This is a genomic window from Neobacillus sp. (assembly GCF_031988165.1).
Taxonomy (GTDB): domain Bacteria; phylum Bacillota; class Bacilli; order Bacillales; family Cytobacillaceae; genus Neobacillus; species Neobacillus rhizosphaerae.
This window is the reverse complement of record NZ_DALZYO010000003.1, coordinates 18,927-36,662: the sequence shown is the minus strand read 5'-3', so window position 1 is coordinate 36,662 and position 17,736 is coordinate 18,927. Positions and strand designations below refer to the sequence as shown.

The 17,736-nt window shown below is 36.9% G+C and carries 14 protein-coding genes; 2 read left to right on the top strand and 12 right to left on the bottom strand.

Annotation, left to right across the window (positions count from 1 at the left end):
- Positions 1-216: 216 nt before the first annotated feature.
- The gene (locus RTR43_RS02470) at positions 217-858 is read right to left on the bottom strand and encodes a GTP pyrophosphokinase (RefSeq protein WP_312469412.1); all 642 of its coding nucleotides are present in this window, start codon (positions 856-858) and stop codon (positions 217-219) included.
- Between the two features lie 294 nt (positions 859-1,152).
- Positions 1,153-3,543, bottom strand: coding sequence for a polyprenyl synthetase family protein (locus tag RTR43_RS02465; protein ID WP_312469411.1), 2,391 nt, complete (start codon positions 3,541-3,543; stop codon positions 1,153-1,155).
- A gap of 1,186 nt (positions 3,544-4,729) precedes the next feature.
- Here RTR43_RS02465 and RTR43_RS02460 point away from each other — a divergent pair.
- A complete protein-coding gene (locus RTR43_RS02460; protein WP_312469409.1) occupies positions 4,730-5,407 on the top strand; it encodes a cell wall hydrolase in 678 nt (225 codons plus the stop codon).
- Positions 5,408-5,681: 274 nt separating this feature from the next.
- Here RTR43_RS02460 and RTR43_RS02455 read toward each other — a convergent pair whose 3' ends face one another.
- The 5 genes from RTR43_RS02455 to RTR43_RS02435 form a co-directional block, all read right to left on the bottom strand.
- The gene (locus RTR43_RS02455; protein ID WP_312469408.1) at positions 5,682-5,963 is read right to left on the bottom strand and encodes a cupin domain-containing protein; all 282 of its coding nucleotides are present in this window, start codon (positions 5,961-5,963) and stop codon (positions 5,682-5,684) included.
- A 67-nt stretch (positions 5,964-6,030) separates the two neighbouring features.
- Positions 6,031-7,452 carry an MATE family efflux transporter gene (locus RTR43_RS02450; RefSeq protein ID WP_312469407.1) on the bottom strand — a complete coding sequence of 474 codons (1,422 nt, stop codon included), beginning with the start codon at positions 7,450-7,452 and terminating at the stop codon, positions 6,031-6,033.
- Positions 7,453-7,477: 25 nt separating this feature from the next.
- Positions 7,478-8,950: an aldehyde dehydrogenase family protein gene (locus RTR43_RS02445; protein WP_312469406.1), complete on the bottom strand. Its 1,473-nt coding sequence runs from the start codon at positions 8,948-8,950 to the stop codon at positions 7,478-7,480.
- Positions 8,951-8,964: 14 nt separating this feature from the next.
- Positions 8,965-10,233 carry an NAD(P)/FAD-dependent oxidoreductase gene (locus RTR43_RS02440; protein ID WP_312469405.1) on the bottom strand — a complete coding sequence of 423 codons (1,269 nt, stop codon included), beginning with the start codon at positions 10,231-10,233 and terminating at the stop codon, positions 8,965-8,967.
- Positions 10,234-10,264: 31 nt separating this feature from the next.
- Complete coding sequence (locus RTR43_RS02435; RefSeq protein ID WP_312469403.1) at positions 10,265-11,893, bottom strand: amidohydrolase; 1,629 nt, start codon at positions 11,891-11,893, stop codon at positions 10,265-10,267.
- Positions 11,894-12,088: 195 nt separating this feature from the next.
- Here RTR43_RS02435 and RTR43_RS02430 point away from each other — a divergent pair, with 195 nt between their 5' ends.
- The gene (locus RTR43_RS02430) at positions 12,089-13,327 is read left to right on the top strand and encodes a MerR family transcriptional regulator (protein WP_312469401.1); all 1,239 of its coding nucleotides are present in this window, start codon (positions 12,089-12,091) and stop codon (positions 13,325-13,327) included.
- Positions 13,328-13,465: 138 nt separating this feature from the next.
- Here RTR43_RS02430 and RTR43_RS02425 read toward each other — a convergent pair whose 3' ends face one another.
- The 5 genes from RTR43_RS02425 to RTR43_RS02405 form a co-directional block, all read right to left on the bottom strand.
- Positions 13,466-13,711 (bottom strand): hypothetical protein, encoded by a 246-nt coding sequence (locus tag RTR43_RS02425; RefSeq protein ID WP_312469400.1) that lies wholly within the window; start codon positions 13,709-13,711, stop codon positions 13,466-13,468.
- Positions 13,712-13,807: 96 nt separating this feature from the next.
- Positions 13,808-14,146 (bottom strand): cupin domain-containing protein, encoded by a 339-nt coding sequence (locus tag RTR43_RS02420; protein WP_312469399.1) that lies wholly within the window; start codon positions 14,144-14,146, stop codon positions 13,808-13,810.
- A 13-nt stretch (positions 14,147-14,159) separates the two neighbouring features.
- Complete coding sequence (locus tag RTR43_RS02415) at positions 14,160-14,993, bottom strand: ABC transporter permease (protein ID WP_312469397.1); 834 nt, start codon at positions 14,991-14,993, stop codon at positions 14,160-14,162.
- A complete protein-coding gene (locus RTR43_RS02410) occupies positions 14,993-16,006 on the bottom strand; it encodes an ABC transporter permease (protein ID WP_312469395.1) in 1,014 nt (337 codons plus the stop codon). The genes RTR43_RS02415 and RTR43_RS02410 overlap by 1 nt, the downstream gene beginning before the upstream one ends.
- A 131-nt stretch (positions 16,007-16,137) precedes the next feature.
- Positions 16,138-17,727, bottom strand: coding sequence for an ABC transporter substrate-binding protein (locus RTR43_RS02405; protein ID WP_312469393.1), 1,590 nt, complete (start codon positions 17,725-17,727; stop codon positions 16,138-16,140).
- Positions 17,728-17,736: the final 9 nt, after the last annotated feature.

Genomic DNA, 17,736 nt, shown 5'->3' with positions numbered 1-17,736 from the left:
TGATCGACGATAGTTGCTAGGTTAGTACACCCTCTATCGCAGATAGAGGGCTTTCTTCTTTATGCTGCTTTTTTGATATCTATTTTTTTCCCTTCTTTACGCCACTTCTTAAATTCAGCCGTAGCTGTGAAAAAGACGTATGTGGATGAGTTAAGGGCCGATTCAAAGGAATCTTGTAAAGCACCTGTAAATGATAAAGGTGTCACGATTGTTTGCTTAATTGGCTAGTAATTTTGTTCTTAACCCTGACATTTCTTTATCCATTAAGGAAGAAGCTTTGGCAAGCTCAATTAGCTGCTTTTGAGCATCCTCAGGTATAGTCTCCCCTTGATATTTATAATTTAGTTTATGCTCGGTGGATGCCCAAAAATCCATAGCGGAAGTACGAATTTGTATTTCTACAGGAACCCATATTATTTCGTTGGATAGGATGATTTGGGTTTCTACAATCAGGTGCAAACTTTTATATCCGCTCATTTTCGGGTTCTGAATATAATCCTTTACGCGTATCATTCGAATGTCTTCACGTTGCTCGATATGCTCCTTCAACATATATACGTCATCAATAAAACTTGTGACAATTCTAACACCCAAAATATCTCTTATTTCATTCCTTACCGCTTCTTGAGTTAAAGGAATTTCTTTTCTTTGTATTTTCTCTACCAAAGATCTTAATGTTTTTAAACGTGTTTTCATATGTTCAATAACGGAATAGCCATGGTGTGTTTTCCACTCCAAGTCAATAATCTTGAAATCACTTTCTAATTCATGTAATGCCATTTGGTAAGGTAAAAAGAACCCCCTCCAATTGTCTAATACTTTTTGAATAACCTCGATTTTTATCTTTTCTTTCAGCATGTCCACAGCCCTCTCATTATTTTTCTGTTATCATAATCCGTGATGTAAATTTTATAAAGATAGACCAACGGGGAGAAAAATTCCCACGGTGTGTTTAGATTTATCTTAACACAGTTTTGATAAAAAAAGGCACCCTCCAACAAAAGGAAGGTAGCCGAAAAAGGGGTTAAAAGGTTTAATGAAATGAAAACGGAGGAATTAGCAAACCAATTAATATCTAGAGAGCCTCAGATTATCACTTTGCTTCGCTTTTCTTTCATAATTCTTAAAACGTTTTTTAGGTATGACAAACTCTTAATGGTCCCGGTTCACAATATAATTCATTAAATGCTTCAGAAATGAGGTATTGCGCGGCACCTCTTGCAACGATTCCATTGCAAGACAGTAATGTTCCCACATCTCTTTTCTAGCACCATCAGAACCTAGGATGGACACAAACGTCGAATGGTTGTTTTCAGCATCTTTACCAATTGGTTTTCCGAGTAAGATCTGATTACCTTCAACATCTAGCAGGTCATCCTTAATCTGAAACGCAATCCCAGCATGATAGGCGAATTTTTTCAAAGCTTCCGTTTCGAACTCTTTTGCATGAGCGAGAATGGCGGGCATGATGAGTGAAGCTTCGAATGCTTTTCCCGTTTTATAAAAGCACATCTTATTCAATTGTTCCAGTGTCAACTGTTTCCCTTTGGAATCCAAGTCCATCGCCTGACCCTTACACATATCCCCTGTCATTTGGGCCGAATATTGAATCAAGTTAAGCACCGTTTTCGAATCAAACTGGTCAAGTGATGCTTGTTCCTCTATAGCCTTCTGTGTCAGAAAGAGACCGGTTAATTCCGCTACGGCAATGTTGTATACCATGTGTAGAGTTGGACGTCCCCTACGGATGGACGCATTATCCTGGGATGGGAGATCATCGAAGATTAGGGATGCCGTATGCATATATTCTAATGATCTCAATAGTGGTGTGATTGCTGAACTTTTTAATCCATATTCATTTACACCCATAGCCCAAGTCATTATTGGCCTCAATCGCTTTCCATCGCCGTCCAAACTGTAATTGGCAGCATCAATAATTGGCTCTTTCATCAGAGAATTATTCTCGGTTTGAGGGATATTTAAGATGTTATTGATCTGAATGCGTACGGTTTCAATCGTATCTAAAAAGTCCTCCTGTTCCTTCCGTTCATTTTTCAGAATGGTAATTATATGGTCCCGAATCAGTTTATCAAAGAAATCCACATCATCTGCTTTTTGAACCATATGTTGAATCACACGATTGAATTCCAGATTTCCAGATGCAAATAGCTCCATCACTTCGTTGTATTTTACCTTTCCCATTCGTTCTTTAAATCGTTTTAGACCATTTATGGCACGATCCAGAATCACCTCACATGTCTTGGGATCTGAATGGTACACGTTATGGATCAAATGGGAGATGACCGTCCAGTATAATTCAAAGGGGTTGATAAGATCCTGACGCTTATCATGATATTTCATATAATAGGTATACGGTGTTACGGCCCCCTCCTTCATATCATCAAACATATCTGCAAAATCATCAGCCAGCTGGTTGTAAATGCCATAATAGAATGTTCGATTGTCAAAGCCCTCATCCGCAGGAGCACTGATGACGGACCGGACGATCAATCGGGAAGAAGAGGATTTTAAAATGATCGGTATATAAAGCTCTTCATTTGTGTAATTGGCATTGGATAGATCCTTAACACGGTCCACTTCCTGCGAATGAAAAAAAACATAGGATTGCTCGAAAAAATTTTTTCTTGTCTCGCGTCGCTGATGGGACTTAATATACTTAAAGGCATTTCGGAGTTCCGAATGAATATATCGGATCAAATCCATGTTTTTTCCTGTCCACTCACCCATTTCTGGCACTGATCCGGTGATAAGGGTGGTACGTATCAAATTGGAATATTGTTTTTTCTCTTTAACGGACAAGACGTTGGTATCCAGAAGATCGTCAATGAAGGGATAGGTCAGACCATAGGAATAGCCGAGCCTAATCGCTTCATCCAGTTTCTGAGTACGTTCTTTAGGTGTTATTTCATTGTCCATTTCTTCAACCACGTGCATCATTACCCCAGCAATGATTTTAATAAGTTTTCTCTGGGCTTGCTCAGCATCCATCTCCTTTGGAATATGGGAGGATACAGTCTTTAGTTTGTTTAACAACCAGATGATGGTGGATTCAATGCCTTCCTTCTGGGCCCACCGGTACAAGCCGGCCATGCTCATCGTCTCCGTTTTGTCTCCTCGGTCTGTTGCGTTGGAATGAATCAGATGAGTTTTTAAACTGTCAACGACACGCCGCACCCTGGTCTGTGTGTCTGGTGAGTTCAGTGCTTTACCCAGGTCTCGCATGAAAATATAGGAGATGCTTCGATACAGGTAATTATCTAGTTTACCTGTGGAATCCAGCCATTTGATATAATTATGATATCCCTGGGAATCATGTTTTCTATTTCTCCGTGAAAAAAAGGATAATAAGGGATGATGAATATGGTTCTGTTTCCATGAATGTAGATCTTTTGTTAAGGTAGGGACATAGGTCTTCTGCATGACCTGGAGATAAAGTGATTGAAAATAATCAACGGCCTTCTGCTCAGCCAGCTGATAGCATGCATCGGCATTTTTTATTAATTGCTCATTCATACTATACATACCTCTACTTAATGGTCTCTTATACATGTTTGGAATGAATTCGTACAAACATTTCCTTTAAAACTATCATAATCTATTTATGTATAGTCCTAAACCAACATCTTTATAACCATTTAGCTTTATATTGCCATCTAGAATATTGGTTATCTTTCATCAGGATTCCATTTTTCGTATTTCTTCTATTCTACTTGATTTGACAAAATTTAAAAAGTGCCCGAACCCTTATTATTGTGGAAAAAGGCTATCCTCAGCAACGTGTCTTTTTGCTAAGTTTCTAATCTAGTAAACTTAGTTTGCGGTGTGAATCTAAAAAGGAGGAATAGCGAGAGCATTGTGATATCTTAATAACGGCGTTCTTATGTTATTTAAAGAGTTGCTTATTTTCCGGGCAGATTCCTCCACAAGTTCCCTTTTTAAGTTACCTTTTTTGGGAAATTTCCCTCGTACCCGTCTATTTTCCCATTTTACCCGCCTTCCTTTCAGTTCCACTCCAAAATAGTCAAAAAACCAGGCGTCATGCTTGTCTCAAATAACTTGCCCTTATGTTAGATAACAATTCTGTACCTGGGGCCGTGACACAGACACTGGAATTCCTGGTTAACAGAGTGAGAAAATTGATCACGGACAGACAATTGTTCTTTGGCACTCATCCTTTTAATTTTTCACCTCTTTATTCAATTTTGGAAACATGGGATATTTAGAGTAACGAAAACTATTATCCTAGACAATTTTTTTGTGAAAAATTCTGACTATTCTTCGTGGAAAGGGATAGTTTAGTGCCCGCCCCTGGTGCAGAGTCCCTGCCATTCCACATCACCGTCACATTCAATAACTAGCCGGGTATGCACTCCTACGATTACCAGTAGAACAAACATATAAAGATACTTTAGTGGAAATCATTTTGCCTGTAGTATCTCCATTGTTTCAGTAAAATTACTAGTTAACTCTCTCTAATGGAAGTTTCTTTTTATGAAATAGGAAATAAACAAGTCAAATTCTCAGTAATATATTCCACTATTTCGTAAAATTGGATTTAATATGTCATTTATATAGGAATAATGTCATAATTCTATTTTGCCTGTAATGCTGTTAATCAAACTTTAAAGAAATGTAACAGAATCGTTCTGTAAAACGTGTACTAGCCAATGTTAAAGTAATACCATACGAATTTTCAGGAGGTAGCAACATGAAAAACACTTACATGGAAAAATTAGTTGTAGCTTGTGTAGCTACATTTGCATTTATAGGTCTTCAAATTAATACGGTCGAGGCTAAAACTGAAAATCCAGTTGTAAAAGAAGCGAACCTTTTGGAACTTGGACAACAATACGGTTTAACCTTTGATAATATAAAACAAGTTAATAATCGTCATGCCAATGGGGTTTTTTTAGAAGAATTGGGCCAAATTCCTGATAAACCGAAAGTATTAGGAATACAATCATCAGAACCGCAAATAGAAACGCCCGATAAAGAACTAGAGAAACCAGCCGTTTTAATTTCTAATGAAGAGAAAGACTTATTTGCCAGATTAGTAGAAGCTGAAGCAAAAGGTGAATCATATGAAGGAAAAGTAGCAGTTGCGACCGTCGTATTAAATCGAGTAGATTCTCCTCATTTCCCAAACACAGTTACAGATGTAATTAAACAAGTGGTTGGAAAAAGCTATGCCTTTTCACCTGTTCAAAATGGTCAAATTAGTAAGCCAGCATCAGATGAGTCAAAACGAGCCGTAGACGAAGCACTAACGAGACATGATCGTTTAAATGATTCCATTTATTTTTATAACCCAAAAATTGCAACGGATCATTGGATTCGTACTCGTCAAGTAGTAAAGACAATTGGTGCTCATGTATTTGCAAAATAATGAATAACGAGCCGTTGAATGATGCTTTTCCAGCTTGTAAAATCAAAAAAATAAAAAGTTCCAGGCACCATCATCATAAATGGATGGTGCCTGGAACTTTTTTAATGTAGTATTCCGGGTGAGGTGAACCTTTTTTTCATATCTAATGCTGCTGCCTTGTCTAAATGAATTACCTGTATGTTCTAGGTATATCCTTTGTTCTTTTACTTTTATGTGCGTTTCATCAAAGCTTCATAAAACATTCGACGGTATGTGATGTTATCCCACTCGCGATTTAATCCAGCTCAAAATTTAGCTTATAGACTTTTTTTAAATATTCCGGAATATCCCAAATGCAAACAAGTCCTTTTGGAAGAGAAACCAACATATTTTCTGTTACATTATAAGTTATTTCTCCTACTGTAATATTTACTTCTCCTTCATGTACATAAAATGTTTCAGTTTCTTCCACTTCCCATTGTTGAGCCTTGTGTGTCGTATTTTCCCAGGGTTCCCATGTATCAACTCCGTTTTGCTCGAATTCTTGAGTTGAAATCTTTTTAACAACAAACGCCATCAGTCTTCCTCCTTATAAAAACTAAATGAATTAAGAAATCTCATTAAAATAATGAATATAAAATCAATTAGATTATTTTTTGAACATCTTTATATTTTTCATTTTCATTAAGATTCCTTAATCTATGAAACTCTCTATACATAAAGACAACAGCTACTATAAATGCAAGTACATCTGCAATCGGTATGGAGTACCATACACCATTAACCCCCAAAAAACTAGAAAGAATATAGAATAGTGGTATCGCAAAAAGAAAAGATCTCCCTATTGCTATAAATGTTGCCTTAATGTTTTGCTCGATTGCTTCAAAGTAACATGATATAAGCAAAATGATCGCCGCAAGCGGAAAAGTAAGATTGAACACTCTGGTCGACCATACACCGATATCTTGCAAATCAGCGTCTCCACCTGTAAAGAAACTAACTATTGAATCAGTAAAGAAAAATAATAATACGGTAAAGAAAATAGTCATTATGAATGTGAATTTAATTCCTAACAAAGTAGCTTCCCTTACTCGATTATAAAGTCTAGCTCCGTAATTATAGCTAATTAAAGGTTGAATACCGGTTGTTATTCCCATAATTAAAAGTACGAGAAAGTTAGTTATATATCCATTTTGGATTGTAAAGGCAGATACATGTAACTCTCCCCCTAATGAAGCTAACAAATTATTGATGACAATAATGGAGATAAACATAGTAAGTGAAATTGAGAATGAGGCAAAACCAGTGGCATTAACTTCTATCATATTGCTAAGCTTCATCCTAAGATCCTTCAACTTAGGTTTTAAGGAAGTTTTACTAAAAAGAAAATAAAAAATCAGCAGACTTGGGAACGATGTAGAAATATTATTAGACCAAGCAGAAGCTACTACTCCATATTGAAAGTTATGATATAGAATTAATTCAACAGTAGCAGCCAAAATCGCTCCTGCAAACCAACTCAACGTGCTAAGTCCTGGTCGTTCATCGAGAATAGCGAAAACACTTAGAATAACCGCTAATACCTGAAACGGGAAGAAAACCCAAGCGTGATTTCCAAATTGCATTGCGTACGGTAAAGCCGCATCATTCGCACCAAAAAAACGCATTAGAGGTTCATTATAGATGTAACCAAAGATAGCAATAACCGTTGACAAGATGACACCGAACCAGATCGATTGACCAGTAATACTTCTCGCTTCATCGATTTTGCCAGCTCCCAATCTTAGGGCAACAACCGCTCCAGCTCCCACTCCAATTAGTACACCTATGGCACGAGAGAGAACTTGTACAGTATAACCAATACCAACCCCTGCCATCTCTTTTGTCCCTAATTGCCCTACAATATTTCCGTCTACAAATGAAGGCGCTGCCAAAAAAATGTTACCTAGAATAGCGAGGAAAATATAACGGTAAAACAAACTCTTTATATTTTTTGTTCCTAATTCCCTTTCTTCAAGTGTTTTAGCGTCAATAGTTGATTGCTCTTGGACATCTATTTTCTTCATAACCTTCCTCCCTTAATTGCAATTATTAATTAGAAAACCATCCAACAGGGTGTGCCTTATAGCTTACATTAATTTGTTTTATTTCTGAAAATTCATCAAGGCCAAATATTCCTAAGCCTCTTCCGATTCCACTCTGTTTATAACCACCCCATGGAGCTTGTATAGTTGCTACATGATAGCAGTTCACCCAGGTGATGCCTGCCTTTATTTTCTTGACTACACGCATCGCTTTCTCTATATCTTTACAAAAAACAGCACCACCCAATCCGAATACTGTATCATTTGCTAATGTGATTGCTTCTTCTTCATCTTTAAACTTTTGAATTACTAAGACTGGGCCAAATATCTCTTCTTGAACAATTCTCATATCCGGTCTAGTATTGGTGAAAATTGTGGGTTCAACAAAAAAGCCGTTTTCAAAACCGTTATCTATTATTCTATTTCCTCCACAAGTAAGTGTTGCACCTTCCTGTTTTCCTATTTCGATATACCTTAATACCTTTTGCATATGGGCTTCACTAATAAGCGGTCCCATTTCACTAGTAGTTTTATTACCATGACCAATGACTATCTTTTTTGCACGCTCTACCAGTCTTTCAACAAATTGGTCGTGAATACTATCTTCAATTAGGAGACGGGAAGCTGCTGTACATACTTGACCACTATTTAAGAAGATATTGAATAGTGCGTTATCTACGGCAATTTCTAAGTCATTATCAGCAAACACAATGTTTGGAGATTTCCCTCCTAACTCTAAAGAAATTTTCTTTGTATTTTCTGCAGCAACACGCATAATATTCTGTCCTGTTTCCGTTCCACCAATAAAGGCCACTTTATCTACCAAATTACTATCTACCATTTCGCTGCCAACGATACTTCCTGGTCCCATTACTAAATTAGCAACTCCTGCTGGCACACCTGCCTTTTCGAAAATTTCGAACAGTTTAACTGCTGTGACAGGTGTGATCTCTGATGGTTTTAATATAAATGTATTTCCTGCTACTAGTGCAGGCGCAATCTGCCACGAAGCCATAAGGAGTGGAAAATTCCATGGAACTATAAGACTGCACACCCCTATTGGTTCACGGATAACTATTGTCTGAACAGAATCGCCAACATTAAACATTTCACCTTCTGGTTGAGTAATAAGGCTTGCATAGTATCGGAAACAATCAATCGCATTTTGAACATCTATTTTTGCAGCCAGTAACATCTTTCCATTATTTAATGTTTCAAGCATCGCTATTTCCTCTGCGTTTTCTTCCAACAAATTAGCGATTTTATGCAAATATTTTGCACGAGTTTTAAAAGGAAGTGTAGACCAAATTCCGCTATCGAAAGTTTTACGTGCTACCGATATAGCATATTTGGCATCCTCAGCAGCACCTTCAGCTACTACTGCAATTAGCTCACCATTTGCGGGGTTTATTACTTCCCTTTTTTCTCCAGTTGTAGAAATAATCCATTCCCCATCGATAAACATATTAAGTTCCATCATTTTTATCCTCTCCTTTACGCTAACCAATCAAGCAAACGATGATACTTACTTGCTAAATTGATAAGCAAGCCTTTCTGACTTGAAAATGGAAATGGCTTTAACTTCATTTCACCAAATCGATACATATCTTCACTTTCTTTAACAACGTATTGTGCAAGTAATTTCCCAAAAAGAGTAGCTAAAGAAGCACCGTGACCACAATACCCAGCTGCGAAGAATGTGCCATCTTCCATTCTTCCGAGAACCGGGAACATATCTCTTGTTACACCAATTAATCCGTCCCAACGATAATTAACATTACATCCCTTTAATTCAGGGAAGACTTTAATCATCGCGTCATAGACTTCGTTGTATACGCTTTCACCTCGGTTTGGAATAATATCTCCTCCACCAAATGCAATTCGGGAATCTGGTGTCCTACGAAAATAATATAAGAAGTTACTCGTATCAAATATCATTTGTCCTTTTGGAAGCAATCTTTTTAACGTCGATTCTGGTAAAATTTCTGTCGCGATGATTTGACTACTAATAGAAAGAATTCCTCGATGAAGCGGTTTCATAATTTTTTCAGAATAAGCATCCGTTGCTAAAATGAGTTCTTTCGCTTTCACTTTTCCTGATTTTGTAAATACTTCTACGTATCCTGATTCTCTTTTCACATTTAAAACTTTCGACTTTTCATAAATCTTTGCACCATGTGATTCAGCTGCCTCTGCTAAGCCACGTACATAATTTAGAGGATGAAAAGAGTAACTCAAAGGATCTTCCACACCGCCGTGATATGCTGTGGAATGGATAACCTCACCCATTTGATTTTTCTCAATTATTTTTGTTTCATATCCAAAATGCTTATTGATGAACTCACTTTCTTTTTTCATCCCCTCAAAGTGCTTCGCTTTAAAAGCAGCTACAACATGTCCTGTTTTTTGGAGGGAACAATCAATCTGATAATCATTTATTAATTGCTCAACAAGTTGTAGACTCTCTATTGAAAGTTCGTTAAGTTGCTTTGCTTCATCCAAGCCCCACTTATCGGCAAGCTCCATTAATGTAGGTTTGTATCCAGGCAAAAGCATCCCACCGTTACGACCACTTGCTCCCCATCCCACGGTTTCTTGTTCCAAAACGATCGTATTGTATCCCCTTTTCTGTAAGTGGAGGGAAGCAGATATACCGGTAAAACCGGCTCCAACAATGACTACATCAGTATTTTCATCTCCCAAAAGTACAGGACGTTTTTTGAGGGAATTGGCTGTAGCTTTCCATAATGATAAAGTACTCATGAAAATTGTCTCCTTTTAGTAGTTAATTAGTTTATTGTTTTATATTTTCATATTTAGAGGTGCTTCTCTCAAATAGGATTTCTCCATCGACTATAGTCATGGTTACTGTTAAATCTTTAATATTCTGCTCTTCTGTATTCAGAATGCTATTATCTAATACTACGAGATCTGCAAGTTTCCCTACTTCGAGACTTCCCTTACGCTCTTCCTCAAAGCTTGCATACGCCCCATTCCATGTATACATACGAATGGCTTCTAATACACTGATTCGTTGATTTCCACCTACATTAATACCATTTTTGCTTTTTCTATTTACGGCAACATGGATTCCTAATAACGGATTACAGGAGGTTACAGGACAATCAGAACCAGCGGCAGCTATAATCTTTTGATTCAAGTAATCACGTAGAGGATACATATGATCTACGCGCTCTCCATAATTCTTGATATAACCTTCACCAAATTCATAAAAGAATGGAGGATTCGGAATAGGAATGACATCAAGGTTTTTCATGCGCTCCTGTAAGTCTGGTTCAGTAATACCAGCATGTTCAATACGATGCCGACAGTTTTTTCGAGGATACTTTTTCTGTGAACTCTCAATACTGTTCAGAACCATTTCAATTGCTCGATCTCCTTGAGCATGTGCTGTTATCTGATATCCCTTTTGATGTGCTTTGGTTAAAATCTTATCAATTTCTTCTTGAGTATAATAAAGAATTCCATAATCATTTGGATTACTAGTGTAAGGTTTTCTTGTTGCGATAGTTGGACCACTACTGCTTCCATCAGTAAATATTTTAGCTGGTCCAACTCTAAACTTATCGTCACCTATACCAGTAACAATTCCAGCATCAATCATTTTGTCAATAAACTCTTCCGAATTATTCAACGAACATATCATTGCATATACACGAACCCGAACCTCTCCAGATTGTACTGCCAAGAAAATGTTTCTGAAATGATCTGGACCATGCCCGCCAGCATCATGAATACTTGTAATTCCATAGGAGAGGAACTCATCAGATGCTAGCTTAAAAGATCTAAGCAATTCTTCACCAGAATATTTTGCTGCCTCAGCCATCTTCATATTTGTACTCTCAATTAATCTCCCAGTTAATTTACCTGTCTGATCTCTTTCAATTTGATCATTCTCATAATCAGTTGTATTTTCATTAATACCCGCTATCTCTAGCGCTTTACTATTTACCACGCATATATGGTTACATGTTCGAGAAATATAGATGGGGTGTTCCGTGGAAATTTCATTTAATTCATCTATTGTTGGATATCTTCCCTCCAATATGGTCATTTCGTTAAATCCTGAAGCTCTAATCCATTGTCCGGTTGGTGTTTCTAATTTTTTTGCCTTAAGAGCTTGTAGAAGGTCTTTTATTGACTTGATTTGTAGCTCTTTACAATCGACTCCTAATTTATTCGTTCCGTGTAGAATATGTAGATGCGAATCAATAAACCCTGGAAGGACGGTTTTTCCTTGCAAATCAATAACCTTTGTTTTCTCAGTAATATAAGAACTTGTATCCTGATTTGATCCTACAGCAATAATTTTGTTCCCTTTAATAGCAATCGATTGTTCAACATTGTTTTCATGATCTACCGGTACAACCTCACCATTTAGAAATACAATATCAGCAGCCACACAATTTCCTCCTTAATAATGTAATTTAAGAGAATAAATATATTAAGAATTTTCTATATTTTTGTATTGTTATGTAAATTCGTTATACTTATAATAATTGTTAGGTTTAACTTTATGTCAATAGGATATTATTGGATTATTTCTTAAAAATATGGAGTTAATGACCACTTTTTTTGTAGGGTTGGAGGGGTATAAATGAAAATCGGATCTTTTGCTAAACTTTTTAATGTTTCTGTCGACACTATTCGTTACTATATTGAACTAGGGTTATTAGTTCCGGAAAAAAAGGGGGCCCAGTTTCATATGAATCAATCCTGCCTCGATGACATGGAATTAATAGTAGAACTAAAGATTTTGCAATTCTCATTAAAAGAAATTCAACAATTCCTTTCGTACAAACGTTTAACGATGAATATTGACATTGGTTATTACAAAAAACTCTTATTAGAGAAGAAAAACAATTTTTTAGAAGAAAAAAAGGAACTAAACCGATTCATTAGACTCGTGGATAATAAGTTACAATCCCTCGATCTGCCTAATGTTCCATGTAGTTCTAAAGGTGTCCCAATTTCATTTGTTCCATTTTTTTATTGTCCGTATTGTAAAATCCCATTAATTATTTCTGATGCGTCCATATTGAACAGTTCTATTTCTTCAGCAAAACTAACTTGTTCATGCGGTTACTTTACCTCGATACAAGATGGAATAATTATTACTTCAAATTTAGAGGAATCCCCCTACTGTATCCTAAATGATGAAACTATGAAAGAATTCAACCCAAACTTTGTCAGTTTAAGGGAAAAAGGAGATCAATGGATAATTAATTTATTGAAGGAACAAAATTTATCTAATAAAGTCGTAATTGAAACAAATATTGATATTTCTGCATCCTTACCAAAGTACATATCGTCACTTGACCTTGACACCTTTTATATATTTTGTGGTTTCTCTTTGACTATGATTAAAAAATTGAGGAATTTTATTGAAAGAATCAATCCAAAACTTCGTGTCATTTATATTCAAAATACTGACTATACTCTTCCTCTTAAACCAGGGTCAATAGATGTCATAATAGATAGTATTACCACTAACGATATTTGTTCGCATATGAATGTCTTCCCCATTACCTTATTACAAAATTATATAAATCAAAATACTAAGGTTATTGGTAACTATCTATATTACCATGAAGGTGCAACCTCTTTACTAAATTTTCGTACCTTATATCCGAATTCACATCAACATGTCTTATATCCAAATTATCTTGAGCATAACTTAGAGAAAGAAGGCTTAAAGATTCAGTACAAAACAGTTATTGGATCGACAGATAACCCTGGTATTTTTCTTGATTATCATGAACAGGGTGAAAAAGTTAATCTACTCGGTTATATTGCAAATAGAATAGATAATTTTAAATTCTCGGAAATATTTTGAACCCCACATCTTTTATTACTTTTTATGATTTTTGTCGCCACTTCATCTGTATTACGCGTTAAGAAGGTATGCCATTCACAATCCACATTTCAAAAAAAAATTATAACAAATAAGGCTAGGTAGCATACCTAGCCTTTGTTAGAATACATATTTACCCGCAATCTCCACTAGTGGGGAAGTAACGGAACCCAGTAAAAATGGAAGGATTCCAAGCAGGGCGGAAGCACTCCCGGCAATGTGCCATTGTGATTGAATCGCTAATGTAAAAGTATTCGGAGAAATAATCCCGATCGATGAGTTAAATAAAAAAAGCGAAATAACGAGCGCAAATAAAGGTCCATGAGAAAACACTACAAGCTTCGGTCTGGAAAGGTAGATAAACATTGTTTTAAGAAATCATGCTGTTCCTTCCGCTTTTGTACCGGCCATATCTTTCCGTTAAATCCTTTTTTATTTTTCCAATTAAGACAGCTCAAATCACTATTCAGCTTTTTTAACCATAAAGCAAACTAGCATACAAGGCTCACTGCCATTATTAATGCACCAGTGCTCCTCACCAGCTGGGATCAGTGTTGCATCTCCAGCCTTTTCCACACTGTATTTACCATTACAATAAGTATCCACTTCTCCCCTGAAAATATAGGAGTACTCATCCTCATCATGACAGCTCATGCCCACAGCTGGAATTCGTTCGCCAGGTGTGAGCGAAATAACACTCATGCTCACTTCTTTAAAATCTCCCTGCTTGATGAAAAATTTTTTCATTTTATAAAGTGGCATGCCAATAGGCTCTACTTGATTAATATTGATTTTTTCCATTTCATTTTCCCACCTATTCTTTTTTGAGTTTTGGATCTAGAAAGTCTCGTAGACCATCGCCTACGAAGTTAGCACCAACAGAAATTGAGAAAATTGCTAAACCTGGGAAGGTAGACACCCACCAATTTTGAATAACCTTTGCGCCACCTGATACCATTGAACCCCACTCAGGTGTAGGCGGTTGTGTACCTAGTCCAAGGAAGCTTAGTCCAGAGAACATCAAGATTGCATTTCCAAGGTCAAGTGTTGCCATAACCAATAATGGACCAAGACTATTCGGTAAAATCTCCAAAAATAGAACTCGAATATGTGAAGCCCCCATAACGCGAGAAGCAGTAACATACTCGCTTTCTTTTAGAGAAATAACCATTGATCGCATCAATCTTGCATAATTTGGCCACCAGATAATAGCCATTGCAAGTACTGAATTTAGGATACTTGGTCCAAGTGCAGCAGCGATTACCATCGCCAAAATTAGTGGTGGAAACGCCATAATGAGTTCTGAGAAACGCATCATCGCTTCGTCTACTAATCCACCTTTGTAGCCTGCTATTCCCCCATATAGGATACCGAAGGCAAAAGCACTAATAACGGTTATAATACCCGCTGTTAAAGAAATTCTAGAGCCATACATAACCCGTGAGAATACATCACGACCCAACTCGTCAGTTCCAAAGAAGTGTGAAAAGCTTGGAGATTGGTATCTAATGGATAGATCCTGTGCTGTTGTACTATGTGTAGCGATTGACGGTGCAAAAATAACAACGAGAATCCACAATGTACAAATGATTAATCCAAGTTTAAAAAGAAATCCTTTTTGAGTGATAAAAGATATAAATGTTCGCATTATCGATACCTCACTCTTGGATCAATAACCCCATAAAGGATATCAATTAGTAGATTGATAACAACATAAATAAATGCAATTAATAATGAGACACCGCATATAGCTGGGAAGTCTAGTGAAACGGCAGAAAGATAGGCATATTGACCAATTCCTGGCCATGCAAAAATGTTCTCAACAAGCACCATTCCGCCTAGCAAATTACAAAATCCCATTCCGGCTACTGTAATGACAGGTATCATTGAATTGGAAAGCGCATGCTTAAAGATGACAGCTGGTTCTTTCAGCCCCTTTGATCTAGCAGTACGAATATAATCCATTGACATCACTTCAAGTAGATTAGACCTTGTTTGACGAGCAATTAATCCCATAGTAAAGAATCCTAGCACGGTCCCTGGCAGAATCAAGTGCATCACTACATCACTAAATAATTGGAAATTTCCACTGAAAAGTGAATCAATCAGTAATAGACCTGTTCCCCCTTCTGGAGTTGAAGCACGTGCATCAACTCGTCCTGGTCCTGGTGTAATGCCTAAGACAGATGAGAAGACATAGAGTATAATTAAAGCAAACCAAAAGCTTGGTATGGAAACCCCACTAATGGAAACAGTACGAATGATATGGTCAACAGACTTATTTCGATAAATTGTAGAGATGATTCCAAATAAAATTCCAAGAACTAAGGCAATCGTCATAGCTACTATAGATAGTTCAAATGTTGCCGGGAAGAACTGCATTAAGTCATCCAACACTGGTTTCCCAGTTCGAATAGAGGTACCTAAATCACCAGTCAATAAGTGTTGAAAATAAAGAATTAATTGACTAAATAGCGACCGATCTAGTCCCCATTTTGCTTTAAAAGCAGCAACAATTTCGGGATTACTCATTGCACTTTGGCTCAAATTCGCAGCAACTGGATCACTTGGCACTAAATGCGAAAGAATAAAAACGAAAAGTGCCACACCAAATAATAAGAAAAGCAGAAACAATAGACGTCTGCCAATAAATCTAAGCAATTTGGATCACACTCCCTAATAAAAAACAACTCACTGTTAAACCTCAAAAATTTTTTAAAAGCAATATTGAATATAAATAGCTGCCGTAGGTAGTTGCCTACCTACGGCTAGCTTTCAGCTAATTCTAATGATTATTTAGATAGTTTTAAATCTTTTAAATGTAACTTACAAAGATCATTATAAGCAACACCTTCAAGTTTGGAGCTAACGGCAAATGATTTAGGGTGCTGTACTAAGAATGCATAAGGGCTATTCTCAGCCATCAGGTCTTGCATCTTACCAGAAATCTCTGCACGTTTTGTATCATCAATTTCTACCTTGGCTTTTTCAGCTAAACTAACTAATTCAGCGTTAGCTGCAGGTTCCCAGTTAGCACGTTTTCCTACGATATCGCCTGGGATAAATGCTAATTGGGTGCTTAAATCATAGTAGTCAGGTGACCAGTGCATCACTAGGAATGGAGATTTACCATTTCTATAATCTTCGATTACAACGCCAATTTCACCAGTTTTAATTTCTACCTTGATATTAATCTTTGCAAGGTCTTCCTTTACCTTTTCAGCTATTGTTGTCCATGAAAGTCCTTCAGAATCGAAGTTAGCAGCAGTAAGAGGTACTGTGAAGCCCTTCTCATAACCTGCTTGCTTCATCAATTCCTTTGCCTTTTCAATGTTTTGATAATTATCTGGTCTTGATTTAGCACCAACAAATCCTTTTTGAACAAAAGATAATGGTAGTAGGGCTCCATCACCTGCTAATTGTTGGAATCCTTTATAGTCAATTGCATAACGGACAGCTTGCTGAACAAGTGGATTTGCCATTTCTTTACCGATATCAGGCTTATTATTCATTAGCAAAAATGAAATTGTTGAAGTTGGTGAAGATACAGCCTTTGAATTTCCACCAGCTTTAATGCTTTTCACTTGGTCAGGCCCAACGCTTAATGCAACGTCAATTTCACCGTTTTCAAGTGCTTGAATTTGTGTATTTGGATCAGGCATTTCTTTGATTATTATCTTACTTGAATTCACAGTGCCCTTATAATTCGGATTCTTTTCAAGAACCATCTCTGTATTTGCAGTCCACTTCTTCAATACATATGGACCACTACCAGCTGATGCTCCATCAAGGTAAGCAGTTGCTTTATCTGATGTGCTTGCATCTGCTGCATCAGAACCACCCTTTTCCTTCACAACTTTGCTATCAACAACTGCAAAGGCATTTGATGTGATTTTTGAAAGAAATGATGCATCCTTCGCAGTAAGTGTGACAACAACGGTTTTTTCATCTTTTGCTTCCACTTTTGCAACGCCTTCTGTAAGAGCAGCAGCATTATCTTTGATATTTTTTGTACGATTAAAACTGAATACAACATCATTTGCAGTTACAGCATTTCCACTTGAAAATTTATGCCCCTCGTTAAGAGTGAATGTATAAACAAGTCCTGAATCATCAACTGTGTATTCTTTAGCAAGGGCTGGCTTTGGGGTGAGATCGGACCCTTCCAACATATATAAATTCTCATATGTTGCATAGAAATAGAGATTCCCGTACACCTCATAAGCACGAGCTGGATCCATCGTTTTCCAGTCAGATGCTACCCCAATAACGATAGTATCAGCGTTGGATGTAGATTTTCCTCCAGTTTCCTCCTTCTTACTACATGCGATAAGTGATAGTGCCAATATCAGTGTAATGGCCAGTAAAGCAATTTTTTTCATTATCCAAGA